The organism is Pseudomonas kurunegalensis (assembly GCF_030291635.1).
In the GTDB taxonomy this organism is placed as follows: domain Bacteria; phylum Pseudomonadota; class Gammaproteobacteria; order Pseudomonadales; family Pseudomonadaceae; genus Aquipseudomonas; species Aquipseudomonas monteilii.
This window is the reverse complement of record NZ_CP127871.1, coordinates 1875110-1901027: the sequence shown is the minus strand read 5'-3', so window position 1 is coordinate 1901027 and position 25918 is coordinate 1875110. Positions and strand designations below refer to the sequence as shown.

The following is a 25918-nucleotide window of genomic DNA, read 5'->3' as shown; positions in this document are numbered from 1 at the left end:
CGGCTATGCTCAGAAAATGAACTTTTGACAAGTTTTTGACCCAGGCCAACATTTTTCCCAGGGAGGTCAGCCTTTTGACTTCTGTTCGCCGGGCCAATCTCGATACTGGCCATGGACGCGCCCCCCGGCAGTGGTGTGCATAGCGCTGCCGATGGGCGCGTCTTTTCATCCGCAGCCTTCAGCGAGGATTCCGGGTCATGCGCATTCTCTGGACACTGCCGTACCTGCCTTGGCCAACTACCAGCGGCAGCAAGACCCGGCAATACCACCTGATGCGCGCACTGGCACAGCAAGGCCACCGCATTACCCTGCTGGTGCAGTCGAAAATCCCGCTTGGCGATGCGGCCCGCGAAGCCCTGGAGCCGCTACTCGAACGGCTGATCGTGCTACCCCGTCGGCCACTGCACAGCCCGCTGAACCTGCTGGCCTCGCCGATCATCGACTACCCCATGCGGGCAATCATCAATGGCCTGTCCCCTTGCCTGCGGCACCGCTTCGAGCAATTGCTGGACGAACCGTGGGACGTGATCCAGATCGAGCACAGCTACAGCTTCCAGCCGTTCGAAAAGGCTCTGCAGGCGCGCGGGCTGCCCTACATGCTCAGCGAGCACACGCTGGAATCCGTGATGGGCGGTGCCTGCCACGACCGCCTGCCGCTCTGGCTGCGCCCGCTCAATGCCTTTGACCGCTGGCGCTACCGGCGCTGGGAACAGCGGGTGCTGCGCCAACCTACCGAGCTGGTGGCGGTCAGCGCTCACGATGCCGAGCTGATCGCGCAGATCAGCGGGCGCCCGGTGAACGTGGTGGTCAATGGTGTAGATTGTGATTTCTACCAGCACGTGCAACCGGCGCTGCATAGCCAGCGCTTGTTGTTCGTAGGCAACTTCGAGTATGGCGCCAACCTGGAAGCCATCGAGTGGGCGCTGGAAGACATCATGCCGCAAGTGTGGATGAGCAACCCGGCGGTGCGCCTGGCGATAGCCGGGCATGCGCTGCCGATCAGCTGGAAATTGCACTGGAACGACCCGCGCATCGAATGGTTCGGCTACCGCCCTGACCTGCGCGAGCTGCAAAAGCGTTCGGCACTGTTCTTCGCCCCGCTGCGCTATGCCGGTGGCTCCAAAGTAAAAATCCTCGAGGCCATGGCCGCCGGCCTGCCGGTGATCACCACCGGCAAAGGCGTATCGGGCCTGGCCGCGAACAACGGTGAACACTACCTGGGCAGTGATGACGGTGACCAGCTCGCCCTGCTGATCACCCAACTGCTCAACCAGCCCTGGCGCATGAGCCAACTGAGCGATGCCGGGCGGCAATTCGCCCGTCAACGCCACGACTGGAGCGTGGCGGCCCAGCAACTGGAGAACGTGCACATGCGCCTGGCCCAGGCAGCGCCCGCCGAAGCCGCGCCGCTGGGCAGTGCCTGGCTGGGCCGCTCAGCCAAGTAGCTCGCTGAAGGGGATGAACGGCACGCTATCACCCGGTTTCGGCGTACTGCCTTCGCGCACCTCTACCAGGCCCTCGGCCCAGGCGGCACTGCGCAGCACCCCCGAGCTCTGGTTCTTGTAGATGCGCACCTGGCCCTGTTCGATGCGCGCGCGCAGGTACTCGCGGCGCGTGCCAGGCTTGGGCCAGTCGAAGCCCGCCGGCATGTCGAAACGCAGCGGCGTGACATCGGCCACCCCCTGACGACGAAGCAAGTAGGGCCGGGTCAGCAAGCCAAAGGTGACCAAGGTCGAGGCCGGGTTGCCCGGCAGGCCGATCACCGGCACGCCCTGGAAGTGGCCGAAGGTCAGCGGCTTGCCCGGCTTGATCGCCAGTTTCCACAACGCCAGCTCGCCGGCTTCGCGCAGGGCAGCACCGAGGTAGTCGGCCTCCCCCACCGAGACACCACCGGTAGACAAGATCAGGTCAACGTCGCCCAGCGAGGCGAGGCAGGCACGGGTACGTGCAAGGTCATCCGGTAGGATGCCCGCATCGACCACGTCGCAGCCCAGCCGCTGCAACCAGCTGACCAGCAGCCGACGGTTGCTGTTGTAGATTTGCCCAGGGCCCAGCGGCAGGCCGGGCTCGACCAGTTCGTCACCGGTGGACAGCACCGCCACCCGTACCTTGCGCACCACGTCCAGGCGACCATGGCCCAGGGTCGCCGCCAGGCCCAGTTCGATCGGCCCAAGGCGGGTGCCGGCGCTCATTACCTGCTCACCCTTGCGGGTTTCCTGGCCCTGAGGGCGTATGTTCTGCCCGGTTTGCAACGCTTCAAGAAAGCGTACCCGGCCATCTTCGAGCACCTCGGTGTGTTCCTGCATCTCGACGCAGTCGGCCCCTTCCGGCAGCGGCGCACCCGTAAAGATGCGCGCGCAAGTGCCTGGCTGCAGCGGCTGTGGCGCATGCCCGGCAAAAATGCGCTGGCTGACCGGCAGCGGCTGGCCCTGCCAGTCGGCCTTGCGCAAGGCATAACCGTCCATGGCGCTGTTCGGCCAGGGCGGCAGGTCGAGCGAGGCCACCAGGTCGGTGGCCAGCACGCGGCCTTCGGCCTCGGCCAGCGGCAGGTTCTCGGTCTGGCGGATGGGCGCCGCCTCGGCCAGTGCCAGCAGTTGCTCCAGGGCCTGCTCCACCGGCATCAGCGGCCGGGCCTGGCCGGCCTCAGCCACGGCTGTCACAGGCCGCTGCCTGCTTCAGGTGCGCAACGAAGTTGCACGGGCGATGGCGGGCATCGAGCTGTTCGGCAAGGATGCCATCCCAGCCGGTACGCACGGCGTTGGTCGAGCCCGGCAGGCAGCACACCAAGGTACCGTTGGCCAGCCCGGCCAAGGCACGCGACTGCACAGTGGAGGTGCCAATGTCGGCCACCGAGATCTGCCGGAACAACTCTCCAAACCCTTCCACCTGTTTGTCCAGCAGGCAGGCCACCGCCTCGGGCGTGCTGTCGCGGCCGGTAAAGCCGGTCCCCCCGGTGATCAACACCACTTGCACGTTGTCATCGGCGATCCAGGTGGCAACCTGGGCGCGGATCTTGTACAGGTCATCCTTGAGCAGCACGCGCTCGGCCAAACGGTGGCCGGCCGCACTCAGGCGGTCGACGAACAGCTGCCCGGAGGTGTCGGTGTCGAAAGTACGGGTGTCGCTGACCGTGAGCACGGCGATGTTCAGCGCCACGAAGGGGGTATCTGCCTTGGCTTTCATGGGTGTCCGTCACAACAGGATGAGATGGCCGCAGTTATATCACAGCGCACCTTTCCCGACGTTGCGCCCATGGCGATTGCCCTCGGTCAATAGGCCGGGTTTGCCGCTATGCTGCACTAAAGAAGGAACTTGCATGGACACCCTGCGTCTTAACTGACATCTAGCACCATCGCACTGGAGAAACACGATGATTCAACGGACCCTACCCGCTTTCCTGCTCGCCCTGGGCCTGGGCGCCCTTGCCGGCTGCGCTTCGCCGACCGTCATTACCCTGAACGATGGCCGCGAAATCCAGGCCACGGACACCCCGAAGTACGATGAAGACTCCGGTTTCTACGAATTCGAGCAACTGGATGGCAAGCGCACCCGCCTGAACAAGGACCAGATCCGCACCGTCAAAGAGCTCTGATCCAGGCGCCCGTTTGGCAAAGCCCCTTTAAACAACAAGGGCTTGTGTGCAAAAACGGGATGCAGTAGGATTTTGCTCATCGGAGTGTAGCGCAGCCAGGTAGCGCGTCTCGTTCGGGACGAGAAGGCCGCAGGTTCGAATCCTGTCTCTCCGACCAGATCCTGCTCAAAAAGCCCGCCTTGTGCGGGCTTTTTGTTGCGCCTGAAAACGGTCAGGCCGTCAGGCGCGAGGTCACCTCACCCAACTGCCCCGACAACCCGTGCAAGCGCTGCCCGGCCTGCTCGGTATGCTGCACGGCCTGCTGGTTGGCCGTGGCAATACGGGTGATTTCGATCAGGTTGCGCGAGATGTCTTCGGCTACGCTGGTCTGCTCTTCGGCCGCCGTGGCGATTTGTCGGTTCATGTCGCGGATCGCCTCTACGGACTGGGTGATGCGCTGCAGCATCTGCCCGGCCTGCTGCACCTGCTCGGCCCCCTCCTCGCTGCGCTGCTGGCCGCTTTCGATCGCCTTGACCGCTTCTACCGCCCCCGACTGTACGGCCTCGATGATCTGGTGGATCTCGGCAATCGACGCAGCCGTGCGCTGGGCCAGGCTGCGCACCTCATCGGCGACCACCGCAAACCCACGCCCGGCTTCGCCAGCACGGGCCGCTTCGATGGCTGCGTTGAGGGCCAGCAGGTTGGTCTGCTCCGCGATGCCACGGATCACCTCCAGCACTTTGCCAATGCGCGTGCTGTCGTGTTCCAGGTCGCGGATTACCGCCGCCGTGCCGGCGATTTCACGGTTGACCACACCGATAATGTCGATGGTCTGCTGCATCACCTGCTCGCCGGCCTGGGCGCTGTGGTCGGCGTCATCTGCCGCGCGAGCGGCCTCGGCGGCGTGGCGGGCGACCTCCTGGGCGGTGGCGGACATCTCGTGCATGGCCGTGGCCACCTGGTCGGTACGCTGGAACTGGTCGTGGGTGCCACGGGCCATGTCGCCGGCGATGCTACGCAACTGGCCACTGGCGCCTTCCAGCTCCTGCGCGTTGTCCTGCAGGCGGCCAACGGTATCGGCAAGGAAGTCGCGCAGCGTGTTGGCAGCCCGCGCCAGGCGCCCCAGCTCATCTTCACGGCGGCTATCGACCCGCGCGGCGAAACGCCCTTGGCTCAGTTGTGCGACATACTCGATCAGTTGACGGATCGGCTCGATCAGGCTACGGTTGACCAGCCACAGGCTGAGCAGCCCCACCAGCACCGCCGAAGCCAACATCACCAGCAAGCCCAGCCATACCGTGCGCTCGGCGCTGGCGCTGATGCTGGCCGCACGCTGGCGCGCATCGGCACGCAGCTGCTCGACCAGTTCGCTCATCTGCTCGCTGGCGGCGCGGTCCACGCCTTTGACCGCCTGGTCGCCGACTACCGGGTCATCCCCTGCGGCAAGGAAGGCCTGGCGGCCCTGCGCATAGGCCTGGCCCAACTGCCGGTGGCTGTCACGCAGCTGCTGCAACGGCGCCTTGAGCCTGGCGTCGCTGCTGTCGATCAATTGCCCGAGCAGCTCCTGAACCTGTTGTTCACGGGCCTGGAACTGCTGCCAGTACTTGTCCATGTCTGCTGGCTGGCGCCCGCGCAGCAACACGTTCTTCCATTCCTGTACCTGAATCTTGAATTGCAGGTTGGCTTCGTCGATCAATTGCGAGGCCCGCAGCGGCCCGTCGACCAGCTCGGCATAACCGCGCACGCTGGACGACAGGAACTGGAAACACACCAGGGCGATCAGCAACATCGCCGCCAGGCTGCCGCCGAGCAGCGAGAGAATTTGCACTCTGAGGGATTTACGCAACATCTAGGGTCTCGGAACCAGAAAGAGAGGGCTGGGGCCGCTGTGCAGCCCCCATTACTGGCAGGCCAAAAAAAAGCTGCCATCAAGCAATGGCAGCCAGGTCGAGCACTTACGCAACAGTTGAGGCAGATACTCTCAGGCAATTGCTACAAAAATGTTACAAAACCGCGACACCCTACCCTGTGGTGAACTGCAAGGCCGCCAACCGCGCATACAGCGGGCTTTCCTCGATCAACTGACGGTGCGTGCCCACCGCCACCAGCCGCCCCTTGTCGATGACCGCGATACGTTCGGCGTGCTGCACCGTGGCTAGGCGATGGGCGATCACCAGCGTGGTGCGCCCGGCCATCAGGCTGGGCAACGCCTGCTGGATCAGGTGCTCGCTCTGCGCGTCGAGGGCGCTGGTGGCTTCATCCAGCAACAGGATCGGCGCATCCACCAGCAACGCCCGGGCAATCGCCAGGCGCTGCCGCTGCCCACCGGAAAGCCCGATGCCGCCCTCGCCCAAGGGCGTCTGGTAGCCTTGCGGCAGCTGCCGGATGAATTCATCGGCATAGGCACCGCGGGCGGCTGCCTCGACTTCTGCCAGGGTCGCCTCGGGCCGGCCATAACGGATGTTGGCCTCCACCGTGCCACGGAACAGCGAGGGGTTTTGCGCCACCAGGGCGAACTGGCGGCGCAGCTGGTCAGGGTCGAGCGCGGTAATCGCCTGACCATCGAGCAGGATGCGCCCTTGCTGTGGGTCGTAAAAACGCAGCAACAAATCGAACAGGGTCGACTTGCCTGCACCCGAGGGGCCAACCAGGGCAACGGTCTGCCCAGGTTCGATGGCCAGGCTCAGGCCATCGACAGCCGCCACCGTAGGCCGTGACGGGTAGGCGAACACCACCTGCTGCAATTCGATGTGCCCGCTGGCCCGCTGTTTTGGTAGCGCCTGCGCCAGCTCGGGCGGCAGGATTGCACTGCGCGCAGCCAACAGTTCGGCAATACGCTCGGCGGCACCGGCGGCACGCTGCAGCTCGCCGATCACCTCACTGAGGGTACCGAAGGCGCTACCGACGATCAGGCTGTAGAACACGAATGCAGCCAGCTCGCCTGCCGAAATACGCCCGGCAATCACGTCCATGCCGCCGACCCACAACATCACCCCCACCGCCCCCAACACCAGCACGATCACCAGGGTGATCAGCCACGCACGCTGGGCAATCCGCTTGCGGGCCACGCTAAACGCTGCTTCGACCGTGCCCGCGAACAGTTCGCGGTCGTGCGCCTGGTGGTTGTAGGCCTGCACCGTCTTGATCTGCCCCAGCGTTTCGGCCACGTAGCTGCCCACATCGGCCACCCGGTCCTGGCTCTGCCGCGACAGGCTGCGCACCCGACGACCGAACAGCAGGATAGGTGCCAGCACCAACGGCAGGGCCACCACCACGATACTGGTGAGTTTGGGGTTGGTGATGAACAGCAACACCACGCCGCCGATGACCATCAACGCGTTACGCAGGAACATCGACAACGATGAGCCGATGACCGACTGCAGCAAGGTGGTGTCCGCCGTCAGCCGCGACTGGATCTCGGAGCTGCGGTTGTCTTCGAAAAAGCCGGGGTGCAGGCCGATCAGGTGATCGAAAACGGCGCGACGGATATCGGCCACACACCGCTCGCCAATCCACGAGACCAGGTAAAAGCGGCTGAAAGTGCCCACCGCCAGGGCCAGCACCAGCAGCAGGAACAACCCGATGGTCTGGTTGAGCTGGTGCGCGGAGCGGGTCATGAAGCCCTGGTCCACCAACAGGCGGATGCCTTGGCCCATCGACAGGGTGATGGCGGCAGTGACCACCAGGGCCAGCAAAGCCAGCAGCACTTGCCGGCGATAGGGGCGGACGAACTGCCAGGCCAGGCGCAAGGCGCGGCGCTGACGTGGGGAAACCGATTCGGGCATGGCGACGACCACAATGCGGGGGAAGCCGCAGACTACCACTCATCCAGGCTGTGGGAATGCCTGCAGGTTGCTATAGCCCATCGGTCTAACCAGACTATGGAGCTTTCACAGCGTTTCTGTTGGACTGTTTCCAGCGTGATACGGAAACAGTCACAGGCCAGTCACGGCTCAGGGCTAACCTGAGCCAGAACCTGATGAGGAGACACCGAATGAGCTTGCAGCATGGCAGCGACAACCAAAAGCCCAAGACCACCCCGCAACCTAAGGTGTGTGGCTCGATCATCGACGCCCAAGGGCGCGAAGTGCCGATTACCGAGCAGATGATCCAGCAGGCCTGCGAGGCACTGGAGAAGAGCCGGGTCAAGCGCGTACGCGAAGGTTGATCTGCGAATTACTTGCAACCCGGCGCTTGCGCCGGGTTTTTATTGGCCGGCACTGCCTTCAACAATCTATCAGGCCAGCACCCCACCCAAGGCACTGACCAGCTGTGCCAACTGTGGCGACTCACCCCGCAAGCGCACCGCCAGCCCTTCGATCTCGCGACGTGGCGGATACTGCTTGCGCAACTGGTCGAACGCCGCCCGCTGCAGCTGCGGGTCGTCGCTCAGGCTGCGGCGGAAATCGGCATCGTCGCGGCGCGGGTCGTACACGGCGCGGCACAGGGTCGCCAAGGCCCAGGCCGGGTCGGTGCCGGCATCCAGTTCGATTTGTGCCAGTGGCGGCCGGGGCAGCAAGTCTGCCAGCTGCACCTGCTCGTCCACGCCGAGGAAACGGCACAGCGCCTGGTAGATCTGCGCCGTGCCACGCTGGCGACCGTCAAGGCTGTAACCGGCAATGTGCGGCGAAGCCAGCGTGCACAGGTCGGCCAGTTGCAGGTCGACCTGCGGCTCGCCCTCCCACACATCCAGCACCGCATGCACGTCTTCACGGTCCAGCAGCAGCTCGCGCAAGGCGGCGTTGTCTACCACCGGGCCACGACTGGCGTTGATCAGCCAGGCCCCTGGGCGCAACTGCGCCAGCTGCGCCTGGCCCAGCAAGTGCCAGGTCGGGTGCTCGCCGGCACGCTGCAACGGGGTATGCAGGCTGATCACATCGCACTGCTGCAAAATCGTCTCGAGGCTGACGTAGTCGCCACCCTCGGCGGCCTGGCGCAGCGGGTCGCACACCAGTACCTTCCAGCCCAGGCCGTGAAGCACCCGCACCAGGCGGCCGCCCACCTCACCCGCACCCACCACGCCATACACGCGTTCGGGCAGTGCCACGCCATCGAGCTCGGCCAGGGTCAGTACGCTGCCCAGCACGTAGTCGACCACGCCGCGTGCATTGCAGCCTGGCGCACTGCTCCAGCGGATGCCGGCTTCGGCAAAGTAGTCCAGGTCCAGGTGATCGGTGCCGATGGTGCAAGTGCCGACAAAGCGTACGCGGCTGCCTTCGAGCAGCTGGCGGTCGACCTTGGTCACCGAGCGCACCAGCAGGATATCGGCGTCCTTGACGCTGGCGGCATCGAGGCTTCGGCCCGGGTAGCGGCGAATTTCACCGAAACCCTGGAAGAAGGCATCGAGCAGCGGGATGTTCTCGTCGGCAACTATCAGCATGGCGCTCTCCTGTCTGGGGAACGCAGTGTAGGCGCAACGCGGGGCGTGTTCCAGAGCGCTTCAGTCGGCTTTTTTGCGGATCCAGTACAGGAAGGTGCCGGCGTCCTCTTGCTGCTGCAGCAATTCGTGGCCGAGGAAGTTGCAGAACTTGGGAATGTCACGACGGGTCGACGGGTCGGTGGCGATGACTTTCAGCAGGCCGCCAGCGGCCAGGTTGCGCACGTGCTGGTGCAGCATCATTACCGGTTCCGGGCAATTCAGGCCGGTAGCGTCGAGGATGGCGTCGGGGGTGAAATCGGTCATGGGGGGCTCCACAAATGATCGTTATTGTCGCGCATAGGGCCGTTTCGACCAAGGGGCTGGCTTGCAGCCCCCGAAATCAGCGCGGCTTCAGGTCCAGTCTGCGCAGATGGCAAGTCACTTCCTCACGGTCGTGATACAGCTGCTTGCAGGCAATCGATACCCTGATCTTGCGCGCCTTGAACGTCGCCTCCATGCGGTCGAGCAACCGGCGTACTTCGGCATAGCGTTGCTTCATCGGCAGCTTCAGGTTGACCACTGCCTCGCGACACAACCCCTCACCCAGCCAGGTTTCGATCAGCGACGTGGTGCGCGCCGGCTTCTCGACGATGTCGCACACCATCCAGTCCACCGGCTGCTTCGGCTGCCAGGTGAAACCGTCGGCCATCAGGTGCTGGACCAGGCCGGTGTCCATCAGGCTTTCGGCCATCGGCCCGTTGTCGATGGCCGTCACCAGCATGCCACGACGTACCAACTGGTAGGTCCAGCCACCCGGCGAGGCGCCCAGGTCGACACCGGTCATGTCATCGCCCAGGCGCTGTTCCCACTGCTCACGCGGGATGAACTGGTGCCAGGCCTCTTCCAGCTTGAGGGTCGAACGGCTGGGTGCCTCGCGGGGGAACTTCAGGCGCGGGATGCCCATGGGCCACAACGCGCTGTTGTTGGCCGGGGCCAGGCCGACAAACACCCGCCGGCCGCTGATGAAGGTGAGCAGCAGCCGTGGGCGGCTGGCATCGTCGACCAGGCGACCGGCCTTTTCCAGGGCCTTGCGCAGCGGCACTTCGAACTTGCGACAGAAGGTGGACAATTCCTTGCCTTCGTTGCTGTCCAGCACTTCCAGCCACAGGCTGCCGAACACCGGGAAGTCGGCCAACTGCGCCAGCAGCACACTGATCCGGTCACTTTCCGGTAACTCGACAAAACCGCCACGGGCCCACTGCCGAGGGAAAATCAGCTCGTTGAAGCGCAGCGCCCCCATCAACCGCTCGGCACCGCCGTCTTCACTGCAGACAAACTCGGCGCTGGCACTTTGTGGCTTGCCTTTGGCATAGCCGGCAATGCCCAGGCGGGCGGCATGTTCGCTGATTTCGGCGCAAACCTCGCCCTCGAAACCGGGCCGGCAATGCATGAACAGGGTATTCATCTCTCACTCCACTACGGCTGGCGCGCAACAGGCGCCGGCAGGGCGGCGATGATAAAGGAAGATCGGAACCTGCGACATGCCCCACCGGTCCAGAAAAGGGTCAGCAGCCGCAAAGCGGTCTAACCTGACCTTTCAGCCAGGTCCGTACCGTGCGGACCGAAACAGAGCGGTGATACCGGTAAACCTTGAGTATTTGCCGGGCACCGGCGCAGAAGGAGTTGGCAATGCCCTCGCTCGATAGCCTGAACACCCTCAAGCCCCTCCAGGTCGGCAACCAGACCTACCACTATTTCAGCCTCACCGAAGCCGCCCGCCAGCTGGGTGACCTGCAACGCCTGCCCATGTCACTGAAGGTGCTGCTGGAAAACCTGCTGCGCTGGGAGGACGGCCATACCGTCACCGGCGACGACCTGCGCGCCCTTGCCCAGTGGCTGGGCGAGCGGCGCTCCGACCGCGAGATCCAGTACCGCCCGGCGCGGGTACTGATGCAGGACTTCACCGGTGTGCCGGCCGTGGTCGACCTGGCCGCCATGCGCGCGGCCATGGCCAAGGCCGGTGGCGACCCACAGCGGATCAACCCCCTGTCACCGGTGGATCTGGTGATCGACCACTCGGTGATGGTCGACCGTTATGGCACGCCGCAAGCCTTCAACGAGAACGTCGACATCGAAATGCAGCGCAATGGCGAACGCTATGCCTTCCTGCGTTGGGGCCAAAGCGCCTTCGACAACTTCCGCGTGGTGCCGCCGGGCACCGGCATCTGCCACCAGGTCAACCTGGAGTACCTGGGCCGCACGGTGTGGACCCGTGAAGCCGATGGCCGCACCTACGCCTTCCCCGACACCCTGGTGGGTACCGACTCGCACACCACCATGATCAATGGCCTGGGCGTGCTCGGCTGGGGTGTCGGAGGCATCGAGGCAGAGGCGGCCATGCTCGGCCAACCCGTGTCGATGCTGATCCCCGAAGTGATCGGTTTCAAGCTGACCGGCAAGCTGCGCGAAGGCATCACCGCCACCGACCTGGTGCTGACGGTTACGCAAATGCTGCGCAAGAAAGGCGTAGTCGGGAAGTTCGTCGAGTTTTACGGCGATGGCCTGGCCGAGCTGCCATTGGCCGACCGGGCGACCATTGCCAACATGGCGCCGGAATACGGCGCCACCTGCGGTTTCTTCCCGGTCGATCAGGTGACCCTGGACTACCTGCGTCTGTCGGGCCGCCCCGAAGCGACCGTGCAACTGGTCGAGCACTACTGCAAAGCCCAAGGCCTGTGGCGCCTGCCTGGCCAGGAGCCGCTGTTCAGCGACAGCCTGGCGCTGGACATGCACGAGGTCGAAGCCAGCCTGGCCGGGCCTAAACGGCCACAGGACCGGGTAGCGCTGGGACAGGTCAGCCAGGCCTTCGACCACTTCATCGAGCTGCAACCCAAACCACTGGCCAAGGACGTCGGCCGTCTGGAGAGCGAAGGTGGCGGCGGCGTAGCGGTGGGCAACGCCGACCAGGCGGGCGAGATCGACTACAACCATGCAGGCCAGACCCACACCCTGCGCGATGGTGCAGTGGTGATTGCCGCGATCACCTCGTGCACCAACACCTCCAACCCCAGTGTGATGATGGCGGCCGGGCTGGTGGCGAAAAAGGCGCTGGAAAAGGGCCTGCAACGCAAACCCTGGGTCAAGAGCTCGCTGGCACCGGGCTCCAAGGTGGTCACCGACTACTTCAAGGCCGCCGGGCTCACCCCCTACCTCGACCAGTTGGGCTTCGACCTGGTCGGCTATGGCTGCACCACCTGCATCGGCAACTCCGGCCCGCTGGATGAAGCGATCGAGAAAGCCATCGGCAGCGCCGACCTCACCGTGGCCTCGGTACTGTCGGGCAATCGCAACTTCGAAGGCCGTGTGCACCCACTGGTCAAGACCAACTGGCTGGCCTCGCCGCCACTGGTAGTGGCTTACGCCCTGGCCGGCAGCGTGCGGCTGGACCTGACGCGTGACCCGCTGGGTACCGGCAAGGACGGCCAGCCGGTTTACCTGCGCGACATCTGGCCCAGCCAGCAGGAAATTGCCGAATCCGTAGCCAAGGTCGACACGGCGATGTTCCACAAGGAATATGCCGAAGTGTTCGCCGGCGATGCGCAATGGCAGGCCATCGAGGTGCCGCAGGCCGCCACCTACGTGTGGCAGCCCGACTCTACCTACATCCAGCACCCGCCGTTCTTCGACGGCATCAGCGGCCCGCCGCCACAAATCGTCGACATCCAGGGTGCGCGTGTGCTGGCGCTGCTGGGCGACTCGGTGACCACCGACCACATCTCACCGGCCGGCAACATCAAGGCCGACAGCCCGGCCGGGCGCTACCTGCGTGAGCAGGGGGTGGAGCCACGCGACTTCAACTCCTACGGTTCGCGGCGTGGCAACCATGAAGTGATGATGCGCGGCACCTTCGCCAACATCCGTATTCGCAACGAAATGCTGGCGGGTGAAGAAGGCGGCAACACCGTGCATGTGCCCAGCGGCGAGAAGTTGTCGATCTACGACGCGGCCATGCGCTACCAGCAGGAAGGCACCCCGCTGGTGGTGATTGCCGGCCAGGAATACGGCACCGGCTCAAGCCGCGACTGGGCAGCCAAGGGCACCAACCTGCTGGGGGTCAAGGCCGTGCTGGCGGAAAGCTTCGAGCGTATTCACCGCTCCAACCTGGTGGGCATGGGCGTGCTGCCGCTGCAGTTCAAGGCCGGTAACGACCGCAAGCAACTGGGGCTGACCGGCAAGGAGCGAATCGATGTGCTGGGCTTGAATGGCGCGCAGATCCGCCCGGGCATGAGCCTGCCCTTGCGCATCACCCGCGAGGATGGGCAGCAGGCGCAGATCGAGGTGCTGTGCCGTATCGATACCCTGAATGAGGTGGAGTACTTCAAGGCAGGGGGGATTTTGCATTATGTGTTGCGACAGCTGATTGCCGGCTAAATCAGCAAAGCCTGGGGCCACCGCACAGCGGCCCCAGGCAGGGCTGACATGCCTGCAAGCCTTCACATTAAATAATCATTCAATAAAACCAGTCCCTTGCCGATACCTGTCGAAAGCCTTGCGGACTATCAACCCATGCGTAACAACCAACCGATTACCCAGAGAGAACGGACTTTCCCTGCCCAGCAGCGGTTGATCTCCACCACCAATGCCAAAGGTGTGATCACCTACTGCAACGATGCCTTCATCGAAATCAGTGGGTTCACCCGCGAAGAGCTGACCGGTGCGCCGCACAACCTGGTGCGTCACCCCGACGTGCCGCCTGCCGTGTTTGCCCATATGTGGCAAACGCTCAAGCAGGGCCAACCCTGGATGGGCATTGTCAAAAACCGCTGCAAGTCTGGCGACCACTACTGGGTCAACGCCTATGTCACGCCGATCTACGACAACAACCAGGTCGTGGGCTTCGAGTCCGTGCGGGTCAAGCCCACCGCCGAGCAGATCCGTCGCGCCGAGGCGCTGTACCAGCGCATCAACCAGGGCAAGCCGCCAGTACCGCGCCGCGACAAGTGGCTGCCGGTTTTGCAGGACTGGCTGCCGTTCATCCTGATCAGCCAGGTAGGCTTCCTGATCGGCAACTGGCTTGGCCACTCCTGGGGCTTCGCCCTGGCTGCCGGGCTTTCCGTACCGTTGGGCCTGCTTGGCCTTGGCTGGCAGCAGCGCGGCCTGAAGCGCTTGCTGCGCCTGGCCGAACAGACCACCTCCGACCCGCTGATCGCACAGATGTTTACCGACAGCCGTGGCGTGCAGGCGCGCCTGGAAATGGCCATGCTCAGCCAGGACGCCCGCCTGAAAACCTGCCTGACCCGCCTGCAGGACAGTGCCGAACACCTCAGCGACCAGGCGCGCCAGTCCGACGCCCTGGCGCACAAGAGCTCCTCGGGGCTTGAGCGTCAGCGGGTAGAAACCGAGCAGGTGGCCGCTGCAGTCAACCAGATGGCCGCCACCACGCAGGAAGTGGCCAACCATGTGCAGCGCACCGCCGACGCCACCCAGGAAGCCAACCGCCTGACCAGCCAGGGGCGGCAGATTGCCGGGGAAACCCGCGATGCCATCGAGCGCCTGTCGGCAGCGGTGGGTGAAACCGGCCAGACGGTGACCCAGCTGGCCAAGGACAGCGACGAAATTGGCGGTGTGGTCGACGTGATCAAGGGCATCGCCGACCAGACCAACCTGCTGGCGCTTAACGCAGCGATCGAAGCGGCGCGCGCCGGGGAAATGGGCCGTGGTTTTGCCGTGGTGGCTGATGAAGTGCGCCAACTGGCTCAGCGCACTGCAGAGTCCACCGGCCAGATCCATGGCCTGATTGCCAAACTGCAACAAACTGCCAGCAACGCCGTACTGACCATGGAAACCGGCCACCGCCAGGCGCAGGAAGGCGTCGACCGGGTGATGCAGGCTGACGAGGCACTGGTGGGGATCAGTGAAGCAGTCGCCAACATCACCGACATGGCGACCCAGATTGCTGCAGCGACCGAAGAGCAGACCGCAGTGGCCGACGAGATCAGCCGCAACATCAGCACCATTGCCGAACTGGCCGACCAGACCGCCGAACAGGCCTTGCACTCGGCACTGCTCAGCGAAGAGTTGACCAGCACAGCGGGGAGCCAGTATTCGCTGGTGGAGCGTTTCAACCGCTGACTCCCGCTGGCCTTACGCGGCCCCTGTAGGAGCGGCCTTGCCGGGGCGCCGGACCGATCGGAAAGGGCCGCAAAGCGGCCCCGGACAGTTGCATCAACGCTGAGAGCTGGGGGCCGCGTTGCGGCCCTTTCGCGACACAAGGCCGCTCCTACAACGACCGAGTGAGTCCGACTTACCGCGTTACCAGTCCAGCCGCAACCGGCTCTCGAAATACCGCTCTTCCCCGCTCAACGGGTCCTTGAAGCGCAGGCTCTGCGCCAGCAGTTTCAGAGGCCGCTGGTAGTCATCTTCTTCGTTCAGCAACTGCGGATAGAACGGGTCGTTGCTGATTCCCGCCCCCAACGCCGCCATGTGCACGCGTAATTGGTGGGTCTTGCCGGTTACCGGCGACAATCCATAACGCCACAGTTCACCGTTCTTCTCCAGCACCTCGGCCAGGGTCTCGCTGTTGGCCTCCCCTTCTACCTCATGCATGCGGAAAAACGGCTCGCCATGCACCAGCCGGCTTTTGTGTACCAGCGGATACTCATGCTGCGGCATGGCTGCGGCAATGGCCTGGTAGCGCTTGTCGATACGCCGCTCGGGGAACAGGCGCTGGTAGGCACTGCGGCTGTGCGGGTTGGCAGAAAACAGCACAAGCCCGGCGGTGTGGCGGTCGATACGGTGCAGCGGCACCAGGTGCGGGTTATCCAGACGACGGATCAGGCGGCGCAGCAAGGTCTGCTCGACGTATTCACCGGTTGGCGTCACCGGCAGGAAATGCGGCTTGTCGGCCACCACCAGGTGCTCATCCACATGCAGGACCGTTTCCTGCACCGGGATTGGTCGCTCGTTCGGCACTTCACGAAAATAGTGCAAACGCATACCGCGCTTGTAAGGCAATTCGGCAGAAACCGCCCGCCCCTCGGCATCCAGCACCCGGCCACGGGCAAAACGGTCGAGCCACTGGGCGCGATCGATAGCCTTGAAATGGTCACACAGGCAATCGAGCACCGTCGCCCAGTTACCGGGGGGCAGGCACACCGTGCTGGCTTGCTGGCGGGCGGGGTCGAAAGGCGTGGTCATGGCAGGGCTCGAAACGTTCACGGCCGCGCATTATCCCCCAAGCCCGCGCCCTCAACCAGCCTGGCCTATGGCTTCGCTGCGCTCCTTCAGCCAGCGCAGCACCTGCACCGGCTCCCAGCGCCCCGGGTCGTAGAGGGCATACAGCAACCCTTGGTAACCCACTACATCCAGCCCCCGGTGGTAACCGGCACGCTGGAACAGGGCCTCGATCTCGGCGAAACAGGTATTGAAGTGGACCTTGCCGAACGGGGTACGGTCATCGGTGACCAGGCCTTCGAGGCGCAGTTCCAGCACGGCATCGGCCACCCGCTCCACGGGCATGCGGTTGACGCTGTACTTGAGTTGCTCGACGTTGAGCATGGGTTCACCTCGATACTGTATTTATATACAGCATACGAACATCCCCTTGCCGCCGTCAATGCGGTTCATTGCAGCCCCGGCAGATAGCCGCCGCCTTTGCGCACGGTCAGCACCTGGCGCCGGGGGGTGTCGCACGTCACGGACAGGTGCACCCAGCGATCGAATTCGAGGATCAACTGGTCGAAAGCGATGGTGCTGTTACTGATTCTGCGCACCGTATCGCGCGGGCTGACTTCAATCACCGTGAAATCTGCCGCCAGCCCCTGAACGTGCTGGCTATTCCGGGAGCCGCCGATCAGCTGGTTGACCTTCTCACTGCGGTAGCCGCTGCTGATGATGATGGGCGCATCGAACAGCGCGCGCACCTGCTCGAGCGCTCCACACAGCAACTGCAGGTTGGCACGGGCTTGCGGCGGTGGCGTGTTATCAAAGCCGTCCCTGGCGGCAAGCTGGGAAACGGTCATTTCATCAAGCGTGAAATGCGGGGTGATCAACATGGCGAGGCTCCCGATGACTGAATGTAGGCACCGGATCATCAGCTCACCGTCATCACCTTGGAGCAGGGACGCAGCTCCCCTGGAGCCATCACTGCGCGAGGAACGCCACCACCTGCTCGGCATCGAACGGCCAGTGCAACTCGCCGCCGTTGTCGCAGCGCCGCAGCACCGGAATGATCAGGCCATAACGCTCGAACAGGGCCTCGTTCTCGGCGATGTCGACCAGCTCAACCAACAGACCATGATCGACGAAGGGCATCAGCACGGCCTCGGCCACTTCGCACAGGTGGCAGCCGAGGGTGCCGAACAGTTGGCATTCAGGCAGCATGGGGTACGTTCCGGTATGGCTGGGAAAAACCTATTCTAGGTCCGTCCCGCCATCCGTGCACCTGACCTGGCTCAATCCTGGCTGGTGGCGCCAATGCGGTGCAGTGACAGGTCCGCGCCCTGGAACTCCTGCTCATGGCTCAAGCGCAGGCCATGCAACGCGCGGATTGCCCCGTACACGGCAAAGCCACCGGCCAAGGCCACAACCACACCCATCAGGCTGCCCAACAACTGGCTGACCAGGCTGACACCGCCCATGCCACCCAGGGCTGTCTGACCGAATACGCCGCAGGCGATTCCCCCCCAGACGCCGCACAGCCCGTGCAACGGCCACACACCCAGCACGTCGTCGATCTTCCAGCGGTTTTGCGCTGCGGTGAAGGTCCAGACGAACAGTGCGCCCGCCACCAAGCCTGTGGCCAGCGCACCGATCGGGTGCATCAGGTCGGAGCCGGCGCAGATTGCCACCAGGCCGGCCAACGGCCCGTTGTGCAGGAAGCCCGGGTCGTTGCGCCCGGCCAGCAGGGCCGACAGGGTGCCGCCGACCATGGCCATCAATGAATTGATCGCCACCAGGCCGCTGACGCCCTGCAAGGTCTGGGCGCTCATGACGTTGAAGCCGAACCAGCCGATGATCAGGATCCACGAACCCAGCGCCAGGAAGGGAATGCTCGACGGCGCAAACGCCACCAGCCGGCCATCGCGGTAGCGCCCGCGGCGCGCGCCCAGCAACAGCACCGCCGCCAGTGCCAGCCAGCCGCCCATGGCATGCACCACCACGGACCCCGCAAAGTCATGGAACGGCGCGCCGAAGCGTGCCTGCAGCCAAGCCTGCACGCCAAGGTTGCCGTTCCACACCACGCCTTCGAAAAACGGGTAGATGAACGCCACGATCAACGCCGTGGCGCACAGTTGCGGCACAAAGCGCGCCCGCTCGGCAATGCCGCCGGAGATGATCGCCGGTATCGCCGCCGCGAACGTCAGCAGGAAGAAGCACTTGACCAGCGCGTAGCCATGATCGGCAGCCAGCGTCGCCGCTGGCTGGAAGAAGTTGACGCCATAGGCGATCCAGTAGCCTATAAAGAAGTACACCAGCGCCGAGATGGCAAAATCGCTGAGGATCTTCGACAAGGCGTTGACCTGGTTCTTGTGGCGCACCGTGCCCACCTCGAGGAACGCGAAGCCGGCATGCATGGCCAGCACCAGAATGGCGCCCATCAGAATGAACAGGGTATTGGAACCGTGGACCAGAGAGTCCATCGCGCTGTGCATGTTTTCCATGAAATAGGCAGACCTGCTGAAAAAAGGCACCAGGACAGTTCAAAAACCTGCATCCCTGCACCGAATCGGTGCCAGCCCCCTGCCCTGTTTTGGCGAACCGGGCGGAGCCTGCGTGGTTTTTTCTTGGGTTTGTCGTGGATTGGGTTAAGGTTTATCGGTATTCGCTGCATGGGCGCCCTGAATCGGCGCAAGCCGTGACGGCGGTGCCCCGCAACGTGGCAAACACTTAGCAAGGCCCATACCAGCACTGGCACTTGAACCTTCCGCGCGTGCTATCACTCGAAATACCAACACTCAATCGACAGGGAGAGACCCATGGCCAGCAAATCGGCAAAGACTGCACAAGAGATATTGATGGCTGACTTCCAGGCCTTGGTGCGCGACACCGAGAAACTACTGGCCGACACCGCCAACCTGGCCGGCGACCAGGCCGACGAATTGCGTGAGCAGATTCACGACCGCCTGGCCCAGGCCCGCGAAACCCTGCAACTGACCCAGGACTCGGTGCGCGAACGCGGCCAGGCTGCGCTGGGCAGCGCCGAGCAGTATGTGCAGGAAAACCCGTGGCAGGCGATCGGCATCGCCGCCGGCGTCGGCCTGTTGATCGGCCTGCTGGCCAACCGGCGCTAAGGGGTTCCCATGGAGAATGACGCCAACGGCGCCAGCGCCTCGGGCAGGCGCCTGGGCGCCGCCGCGCTGGGCCTGCTGCACAGCCACATCGAACTGTTCGGCATCGAATTGCAGGAGCAAAAGGGACGCACCTTGAGCCTGCTGCTGTTCGCCGGCCTGGCGCTGGTATTTGCGCTGCTGCTGCTGACGGCGCTGTCCGGGCTGTTGCTGGTGCTGCTGTGGGACAGCTATCGCCTGGCCGGTATCATCGGCCTGTGCGTATTCTATGGCATGGCCGCGCTGTACTGCGGGCTACGCCTGAAGGCGGCGGTGTTCGACGAGTCATCGCCGTTCGGCGCCACCCTCGAAGAACTTGCCAAGGACCGGGAGCGCCTGTTGCCATGAGCCTGCCAGACCTGCCAAACACGCGTAACCCACGCGAACTGCGCAAGGCGCTGCTGCGCCTGCGCATGGAAATGCACCGCCAGGAAATCCGTCACGAGTCGGGACAACTGATGGAACCGCTGCGCCGTGTGCGCGGCATGGGCAGCTCGCTGCACGATGGCCTGGGGATCAAACATGCGCCCTTGTGGGGGATTGGCGCCGTGGTGGCGCTGGGCTTCCTCACCGGCAAAGGCGTGCGCAGCGGCAACCTGGCGCGCCTGGTGCGGCTGGGGAGCAGCTTGCTGCCGTTGGTGCGCCTGTACCTGCAAGGCAACCGCCGCCCCTGAGCCCCGAGTGACCCGCCCCCACCCAGGGGCGGTACCACCCTGCCCCTTGCGCAGATGCACACGACACGGGAAGCTAATGCCTTCGATCCACAGGAGACCGCGCCTTGGACTGGCACACCCTGCTCACCCGCGAACGCCTGGGCAAAGCCCTCTATAGCGCCGATGAACTCGGGCGCAGCCCCTTCCACAAAGACCACGACCGCATCATCTTCTCCGGCGCTTTCCGTCGCCTTGGGCGCAAGACCCAGGTACACCCGGTGTCCAGCAACGACCATATCCACACGCGTCTGACCCATTCGCTGGAAGTCAGCTGTGTCGGTCGCTCGCTGGGCATGCGCGTCGGCGAAACCCTGCGCGAAAGCCTGCCGGACTGGTGCGCCCCCAGTGACCTGGGAATGATCGTACAGTCGGCCTGCCTGGCCCACGACATAGGCAACCCGCCTTTCGGCCACTCCGGCGAAGACGCCATTCGCCACTGGTTCCAGCAAGCCGCCGGGCGTGGCTGGCTGGACGACATGAACGACGACGAGCGGGCCGACTTCCTCAACTTCGAAGGCAACGCACAGGGCTTTCGCGTGCTTACCCAGCTGGAGTACCACCAGTTCGACGGCGGCACCCGGCTGACGTATGCCACCCTCGGCACCTACCTCAAGTACCCCTGGAGCGCGCGCCACGCCGACGCCATGGGTTACAAGAAGCACAAGTTCGGCAGCTACCAGAGCGAGCTGCCCCTGCTCGAACAGATCGCCCGCAAACTGGGGTTGCCACAACTGGAAGACCAACGTTGGGCACGCCACCCGCTGGTGTACCTGATGGAGGCTGCCGACGACATCTGCTATGCACTGATCGACCTCGAAGACGGCCTGGAAATGGAGCTGCTGCAATACGCCGAAGTCGAAGCGCTGCTGCTCGACCTGGTCGGTGATGACCTGCCGGAAACCTACCGCCAACTTGGCCCTCGCGACTCGCGCCGGCGCAAGCTGGCCATTCTGCGTGGCAAGGCCATCGAGCACCTGACCAACGCCGCCGCCCACGCCTTCGTCGAGCAGCAGCACGCCTTGCTGGCCGGGCAACTGGCGGGCGACCTGGTCGAGCACATGCACGGCCCGGCCAAGCGCTGCGTGCTGCAGGCCAAGGACATGGCGCGCAACAAGATCTTCCAGGACAAGCGCAAGACCCTGCATGAAATCGGTGCCTACACCACCCTGGAGATTCTGCTGAACACCTTCTGCGGTGCAGCCCTTGAACAGCACGGTGGGCGCACGCCATCGTTCAAGAGCCGCCGGGTGCTGGACCTGATCGGCAACAATGCCCCAGACCCGCATGCCTCGTTGCACAGTGCCTTCCTGCGCATGATCGACTTCATCGCCGGCATGACCGACAGCTACGCCAGCGAAATGGCCAGCGAAATGACCGGGCGCTCCAGCCCTACGTGAGTTGTGCGGTGCAGCCTGGCTCGGCTGCACCGCTCATTGCAGGAAACTTCCTACATATACTGACGGCAAATTAAACAACACGAATAAAAATCAATGAAAAGTTACCAAATGCGCTTTGACATCGAGTTAAACATGCCCATTTCGTAGCCGGTTTTGTTTTATCTTGTAAGCCATTTCCCATATAGGGCTAACAGCCCATCCTCGCATGCCCGGCGACTTCCAACTGCGATAAGGTGCCACCTGTCACCCCAAACGACCGCAGGGAAGTTGAACATGCACTCCATATTTATTGTTGACGACCATCCGGTCATTCGCCTGGCCGTCCGTATGCTGCTGGAAAACCAGAACTACAAGATTGCCGGCGAGTCGGACAACGGCGTGGACGCCATGCAGATGATCCGGGAGAGCAACCCCGACCTGGTCATCCTCGACATCAGCATCCCCAAGCTAGACGGCCTGGAGGTCCTTTCCCGTTTTCAGTCGATGGCCCTGCCCTTGAAGGTTCTGGTATTGACTGCACAATCCCCGGCATTGTTTGCCGTGCGCTGCATGCACTCAGGTGCTGCGGGTTACGTGTGCAAGCAAGAAGACCTGGGTGAACTGCTCAGTGCAATCAAGGCGGTCCTGGCTGGATATAACTACTTCCCCAGCCAGGCAATCAATAACAACCCGACTACCGGCACCGACCTGCAACTTTTTCGTCAGGTGAATGACCGCGAACTGATGGTACTGCAACTCTTCGCCCAAGGCCGCAGCAACAAGGAAATTGCCAAAGGCATGTTCCTCAGCAGCAAAACCGTCAGCACCTACAAAAAGCGCCTCATGCACAAGCTTCAGGTCAACACGCTGGTGGACCTGATCGAGATGGCCAAGCGCAACGCGCTTGTCTGAAGGTGGTCATGGCCCGCACTATCGCCCGCCTGCTGCTCGCCCTGCTGCTTTCAAGCAGCGCGACACACGCTACCAATCGCGAAGCATCGTCCTACACGTTGCTGGCACGGTCATCGGCCGGGCCGGCCCAGCTCCTGTTCACGCCCGAACAACGGTTATGGCTTGAAGGCCGTCAGGAACTGGTACTTGGGACGTCGGCACCCGACTACCCGCCGTTCGACATCACCAGTGGCGGCCGCGCCTACCAAGGCCTGACCGCCGAGTATGCAAACCTGATCGGCAAAGCCCTGCAGTTACCCGTCCGGGTGCTGCGCTTTTCCAGCCGGCAGGCGGCGGTGGAGGCGCTCAGGCAGGGTGATATCGATTTGCTCGGCAGCGCCAATGGCTACGAAGCGGCCAGCGACGGCCTGGCGCTGTCACAGCCCTATGCCATCGACCAACCGGTACTGGTAACGCGCGAAGATGAAAGCCGGGCGATGGACACGGACCTGACCGGCATGCGCCTGGGCATGCTCTACCACTACCTGCCCAAACAGGAGGTACACAGCGCCTACCCCAAGGCCGAGCTGCTGGCCTTCGGCTCTTCCAGCCAGGCACTGAATGCCGTGGCATTCGGCCAGGCCGACGTGTTCATCGGCGACACCATCTCCACGCACTACCAGCTCAATCGCGGCCACCTGCCACGCCTGCGCATGGCCAACTTCGGCAAGCACGAGGCCATCGGCTTCGGCTTTGCCTTGCGCCAGCAAGACACACTGCTGCTGGAGCTGGTGAACGTTGTCCTCGACAGCCAGACCCCGGCCATGCGCACCAGCATCTTCAAGCGCTGGAGTGCTGGCAGCGACCAACTGCTGAGCGACCGCCAACTGCAATTGAGCGAGGCCGAGCAACAGTGGCTGCAGCAGCATCCGGTGATGCGCGTGGCGATTGATGACACGGCTGCACCCCTCTCCTATTTCGATGATTCGGGGCATTTTCGCGGCATCACGGCCGACCTGCTGGAGCTCATCCGCCTGCGCACGGGGTTACGCTTCGAAGTACAACGTGCCAGTGGCATTGCCGACATGATTGCCCGCCTCAAGGATGGCCGGGCCGATGTCATCGCCGCATTGGCCAGCGCCAGGGCGGCGGGGGACGACCTGCTAATCAGCCGCCCCTACCTGGAAAGCGCCTACGTACTGGTCAGCCACAAGGACAACAAGGCACTGAGCTCGCTGGAACAACTGCAGGGGCATCGCATCGCCATTACCCGCTACAGCGCCATGGATGCCATGCTGTCCCGGTACTATCCGCAGATCGGCTGGGTCGAGACCGAAAGCGCGTTCTACTCCATGGCGCTGCTCAACAGTGGTGCCGTCGATGCAGTGATTACCACCCTGATCGATGCCAACCACGCCTTGGCCAGCAACCCGGAACTGGTGATCCGCTCGTCAGTGGGCAGCGACCCCGCCAACTTTGCCATGGCCACCATGGCCCCTTCACCGGCCCTGTTGTCGATCCTCGACAAGGCACTGCTCAGCATCTCACCGGAGGAGCTGGGGGTTATCAACAACCGCTGGCGCGGGTTTGGCCGGCACGAAGACAGCAACGCCAAGGGTTACAGCCGCCTCACCTTGCAGGTGGTGCTGGGCACTGCCGTGCTTCTGCTGCTGGCCTTGCTCTGGAACGCTCGCCTGCGCCTGCAGATTCGCCAGCGCCACCGCGCCGAACGCGCCCTGAACGACCAACTGGCATTCATGCGCGCACTGCTCAACGGCACCCCCCACCCCATGTATGTGCGTGACCGCGAGGGCTGCCTGAAAAGCTGCAACTACAGCTACCTGGAAGCCGTGCAGGCCAAGTCCGATGAGGTCATTGGCAAGCAGCTCGAAAACAGCCTGTTCGCCAATCCCGAGCAAACCCGCCAAATCCAGGCCGATTACCTGAAAGTCATGGCCGCAGGCTCGCCGTTGATCATGGACCGCCCCCTGCGGATCAAGGGACGAGAGCTGACCATTTATCACTGGATACTGCCGTACCGCGACTCACTGGGAGAAATCCAGGGCATCATCGGCGGCTGGATCGACATCAGCGATCGCCGCCAACTGGTGCTGGAGCTGCGCCAGGCCAAACAACAGGCCGACGATGCCAATCGCGCCAAAAGCACCTTCCTGGCCACTATCAGCCACGAAATACGCACGCCGATGAATGCCGTGATCGGCATGCTCGAACTGGCGGTGAAGCGCGCCGACCAAGGTCGGCTGGACCGTGGCGCACTGGAGCTTGCCCATCATTCGGCCAAAGACCTGCTGGGCCTGATCGGCGATATCCTCGATATCGTGCGCATCGAGTCCGGGCACCTGACCCTGGCGCCGGAGGCCGTAGACCTGGCCGCATTGGTGGAGTCGGTCGGGCGCATCTTCGAGGGCCAGGCGCGGCAGAAAGGCCTGGCACTCGAGGTGATGATCACGCCGGCCGCGCGCTGCCATGCCTTGCTCGACCCCCTGCGCTTCAAACAGGTGCTGTCCAACCTGGTCAGCAACGCCATCAAGTTCACCGAGCATGGCCAGGTGCGTATCAGCGCCGACCTGCGGGACAACGGCACCAGCACGCCCGCCGTACTGCAACTGGAAGTGCGTGACAGTGGCATCGGCATCCACGCCGACGACCTGCAACGCCTGTTCACCCCGTTCGTCCAGGCCAACCCGCATAGCCAGGGCGCGCGCGCAGGGACCGGGTTGGGCCTGACCATCTGCCGCAACCTGTGCGAAATGATGGGTGGCAACCTGACCCTCAAAAGCCTCGAAGGGGTCGGCACCCAAGTCTGCCTGAAAATGCCGCTGCAACAGGTTGATGCGCAAGTGCAGCCGGCACCGCTGATCGAAAAGCTTGATGTGCCCGACCCGCGGCTGAACGTGCTGGTGATCGACGACCATCCGGCCAACCTGCAACTGATGACACAGCAGCTTGCCTACCTGGGCCTGGAACACGCCAGCGCCCGCGATGGCCGTGAAGGCCTGGCCGCCTGGCGGGCGGGCAACTTCGATGTGCTGGTACTCGACTGCAACATGCCGCACATGAACGGCTACCAGCTGGCGACAGCCGTGCGTACCGAAGAGCGCCATGGCAACCGGCTACGCTGCACCATTCTTGGCTATACCGCCAACGCTCAACCAGAAGTACGTCGCAAGTGCCTGAGCGCCGGCATGGACGACTGTCTGCTCAAGCCCATCAGCCTGAGCACCCTCAGCCAGCGCCTGGCCGGCATCAACCCACGCCGGCAGCGCAAGCGCCGACGCCCCCTGTATCACCTGGACGGCCTGGCTGCAGTAGTCGGGCATGACCCCGCCGACCGTCGGCGTTTTCTGCAGACCCTGCAGCAGAGCCTGCAGGCCGATCTTTCCACCTTGATGGCGCTGCACCCGGAGCACGACGCCGATGCCATTGCCGAACAGGCCCACAAAGTGCTCAGCGCCGCGCGCATGCTCGAAGCGCCCGACCTGATGGCCGCCTGCGAAGCACTGGAGCCTGGTGGCTTGCCTACTGTCCAGTTGCGCCTGCGACGCCAGGCATTGGCGCGGCACATGCGGCGGGTAGAGCTGGCCCTGGCCCAAGAGTTGCCCCCAAGCACCGATACGCAGGCAGCCAGCCGTGTTAACTGGTAGACTGCGCGGCGTTAT

Annotated in this window: 23 protein-coding genes, 1 tRNA gene and 1 pseudogene; 12 read left to right on the top strand and 13 right to left on the bottom strand. The window is 63.8% G+C overall.

Annotation, left to right across the window (positions count from 1 at the left end):
- The first annotated feature begins 197 nt into the window (after positions 1 to 197).
- Positions 198 to 1445, top strand: coding sequence for a glycosyltransferase family 4 protein (locus tag QQ992_RS08550; RefSeq protein ID WP_119370768.1), 1248 nt, complete (start codon positions 198 to 200; stop codon positions 1443 to 1445).
- Here QQ992_RS08550 and QQ992_RS08545 read toward each other — a convergent pair.
- Together QQ992_RS08545 and moaB are read right to left on the bottom strand one after the other, a co-directional pair.
- Positions 1434 to 2660 (bottom strand): molybdopterin molybdotransferase MoeA, encoded by a 1227-nt coding sequence (locus QQ992_RS08545; protein WP_286113007.1) that lies wholly within the window; start codon positions 2658 to 2660, stop codon positions 1434 to 1436. The two genes, QQ992_RS08550 and QQ992_RS08545, sit on opposite strands and share 12 nt — an antisense overlap.
- A complete protein-coding gene (gene moaB / locus QQ992_RS08540) occupies positions 2644 to 3183 on the bottom strand; it encodes a molybdenum cofactor biosynthesis protein B (RefSeq protein WP_016714883.1) in 540 nt (179 codons plus the stop codon). Before moaB ends, QQ992_RS08545 begins: the two co-directional genes overlap by 17 nt.
- Before the next feature lie 187 nt (positions 3184 to 3370).
- Between moaB and QQ992_RS08535 the strand changes: the two genes are divergently transcribed.
- Complete coding sequence (locus QQ992_RS08535; protein ID WP_013971697.1) at positions 3371 to 3592, top strand: YgdI/YgdR family lipoprotein; 222 nt, start codon at positions 3371 to 3373, stop codon at positions 3590 to 3592.
- Between the two features lie 80 nt (positions 3593 to 3672).
- A tRNA-Pro gene (locus QQ992_RS08530) sits at positions 3673 to 3749 on the top strand.
- A gap of 54 nt (positions 3750 to 3803) precedes the next feature.
- Here the strand turns inward: QQ992_RS08530 and QQ992_RS28065 are convergent.
- The 3 genes and pseudogenes from QQ992_RS28065 to QQ992_RS08520 form a co-directional block, all read right to left on the bottom strand.
- Positions 3804 to 4508, bottom strand: a complete 705-nt coding sequence (locus tag QQ992_RS28065) for a methyl-accepting chemotaxis protein (RefSeq protein WP_371105374.1) — start codon at positions 4506 to 4508, stop codon at positions 3804 to 3806.
- A gap of 228 nt (positions 4509 to 4736) precedes the next feature.
- Positions 4737 to 4847: pseudogene (locus tag QQ992_RS28060) on the bottom strand (hypothetical protein); the annotation flags it as partial.
- A 745-nt stretch (positions 4848 to 5592) separates the two neighbouring features.
- Positions 5593 to 7356, bottom strand: a complete 1764-nt coding sequence (locus QQ992_RS08520) for an ABC transporter transmembrane domain-containing protein (RefSeq protein ID WP_060498860.1) — start codon at positions 7354 to 7356, stop codon at positions 5593 to 5595.
- A gap of 209 nt (positions 7357 to 7565) precedes the next feature.
- Between QQ992_RS08520 and QQ992_RS08515 the strand changes: the two genes are divergently transcribed.
- A complete protein-coding gene (locus tag QQ992_RS08515; protein WP_177410238.1) occupies positions 7566 to 7739 on the top strand; it encodes a PA1571 family protein in 174 nt (57 codons plus the stop codon).
- A 69-nt stretch (positions 7740 to 7808) separates the two neighbouring features.
- On the opposite strand, the gene pdxB is transcribed toward QQ992_RS08515, so the two are convergent.
- The 3 genes from pdxB to rlmM form a co-directional block, all read right to left on the bottom strand.
- Entirely contained in the window at positions 7809 to 8951 is a 1143-nt protein-coding gene (gene pdxB / locus QQ992_RS08510; RefSeq protein WP_286113003.1) for a 4-phosphoerythronate dehydrogenase PdxB, read from the bottom strand.
- A 60-nt stretch (positions 8952 to 9011) separates the two neighbouring features.
- Positions 9012 to 9254: a sulfurtransferase TusA gene (tusA, locus tag QQ992_RS08505; RefSeq protein WP_003248727.1), complete on the bottom strand. Its 243-nt coding sequence runs from the start codon at positions 9252 to 9254 to the stop codon at positions 9012 to 9014.
- A 76-nt stretch (positions 9255 to 9330) separates the two neighbouring features.
- Positions 9331 to 10395, bottom strand: a complete 1065-nt coding sequence (rlmM, locus tag QQ992_RS08500; protein ID WP_019096188.1) for a 23S rRNA (cytidine(2498)-2'-O)-methyltransferase RlmM — start codon at positions 10393 to 10395, stop codon at positions 9331 to 9333.
- 224 nt (positions 10396 to 10619) lie between these two features.
- On the opposite strand from rlmM, the gene acnA reads away from it, so the two are divergent.
- Positions 10620 to 13361, top strand: coding sequence for an aconitate hydratase AcnA (gene acnA, locus QQ992_RS08495; protein ID WP_286113001.1), 2742 nt, complete (start codon positions 10620 to 10622; stop codon positions 13359 to 13361).
- Positions 13362 to 13496: 135 nt separating this feature from the next.
- On the top strand, positions 13497 to 15062 hold the full coding sequence (locus QQ992_RS08490; protein WP_016714875.1) for a methyl-accepting chemotaxis protein: 1566 nt from the start codon (positions 13497 to 13499) through the stop codon (positions 15060 to 15062).
- A gap of 180 nt (positions 15063 to 15242) precedes the next feature.
- Here QQ992_RS08490 and QQ992_RS08485 read toward each other — a convergent pair whose 3' ends face one another.
- From QQ992_RS08485 to QQ992_RS08465, 5 genes are all read right to left on the bottom strand, one after another.
- Positions 15243 to 16127, bottom strand: coding sequence for a pseudouridine synthase (locus QQ992_RS08485; protein WP_016714874.1), 885 nt, complete (start codon positions 16125 to 16127; stop codon positions 15243 to 15245).
- A gap of 51 nt (positions 16128 to 16178) precedes the next feature.
- Positions 16179 to 16487 (bottom strand): hypothetical protein, encoded by a 309-nt coding sequence (locus QQ992_RS08480; RefSeq protein ID WP_019096184.1) that lies wholly within the window; start codon positions 16485 to 16487, stop codon positions 16179 to 16181.
- 65 nt (positions 16488 to 16552) lie between these two features.
- The gene (locus QQ992_RS08475; protein ID WP_286113000.1) at positions 16553 to 16984 is read right to left on the bottom strand and encodes a D-Ala-D-Ala carboxypeptidase family metallohydrolase; all 432 of its coding nucleotides are present in this window, start codon (positions 16982 to 16984) and stop codon (positions 16553 to 16555) included.
- Positions 16985 to 17072: 88 nt separating this feature from the next.
- Complete coding sequence (locus tag QQ992_RS08470) at positions 17073 to 17312, bottom strand: glutaredoxin family protein (protein WP_019096182.1); 240 nt, start codon at positions 17310 to 17312, stop codon at positions 17073 to 17075.
- Between the two features lie 71 nt (positions 17313 to 17383).
- Entirely contained in the window at positions 17384 to 18592 is a 1209-nt protein-coding gene (locus QQ992_RS08465; protein WP_286112998.1) for an ammonium transporter, read from the bottom strand.
- A gap of 315 nt (positions 18593 to 18907) precedes the next feature.
- Here QQ992_RS08465 and QQ992_RS08460 point away from each other — a divergent pair, with 315 nt between their 5' ends.
- The 6 genes from QQ992_RS08460 to QQ992_RS08435 all read left to right on the top strand — a co-directional run bounded on the left by QQ992_RS08460 (position 18908) and on the right by QQ992_RS08435 (position 25903).
- Positions 18908 to 19222 carry an ElaB/YgaM/YqjD family protein gene (locus QQ992_RS08460; RefSeq protein WP_198750075.1) on the top strand — a complete coding sequence of 105 codons (315 nt, stop codon included), beginning with the start codon at positions 18908 to 18910 and terminating at the stop codon, positions 19220 to 19222.
- Between the two features lie 9 nt (positions 19223 to 19231).
- Positions 19232 to 19606 carry a phage holin family protein gene (locus QQ992_RS08455; RefSeq protein ID WP_016714868.1) on the top strand — a complete coding sequence of 125 codons (375 nt, stop codon included), beginning with the start codon at positions 19232 to 19234 and terminating at the stop codon, positions 19604 to 19606.
- Positions 19603 to 19932, top strand: coding sequence for a hypothetical protein (locus QQ992_RS08450; protein WP_060498850.1), 330 nt, complete (start codon positions 19603 to 19605; stop codon positions 19930 to 19932). The genes QQ992_RS08455 and QQ992_RS08450 overlap by 4 nt, the downstream gene beginning before the upstream one ends.
- Positions 19933 to 20036: 104 nt before the next feature.
- Positions 20037 to 21368: a deoxyguanosinetriphosphate triphosphohydrolase gene (locus QQ992_RS08445; protein ID WP_286112997.1), complete on the top strand. Its 1332-nt coding sequence runs from the start codon at positions 20037 to 20039 to the stop codon at positions 21366 to 21368.
- 273 nt (positions 21369 to 21641) lie between these two features.
- Entirely contained in the window at positions 21642 to 22259 is a 618-nt protein-coding gene (locus QQ992_RS08440) for a response regulator transcription factor (RefSeq protein WP_019096177.1), read from the top strand.
- Positions 22260 to 22267: 8 nt separating this feature from the next.
- Entirely contained in the window at positions 22268 to 25903 is a 3636-nt protein-coding gene (locus QQ992_RS08435) for an ATP-binding protein (RefSeq protein WP_286112994.1), read from the top strand.
- The last annotated feature ends 15 nt before the right edge of the window (positions 25904 to 25918 follow it).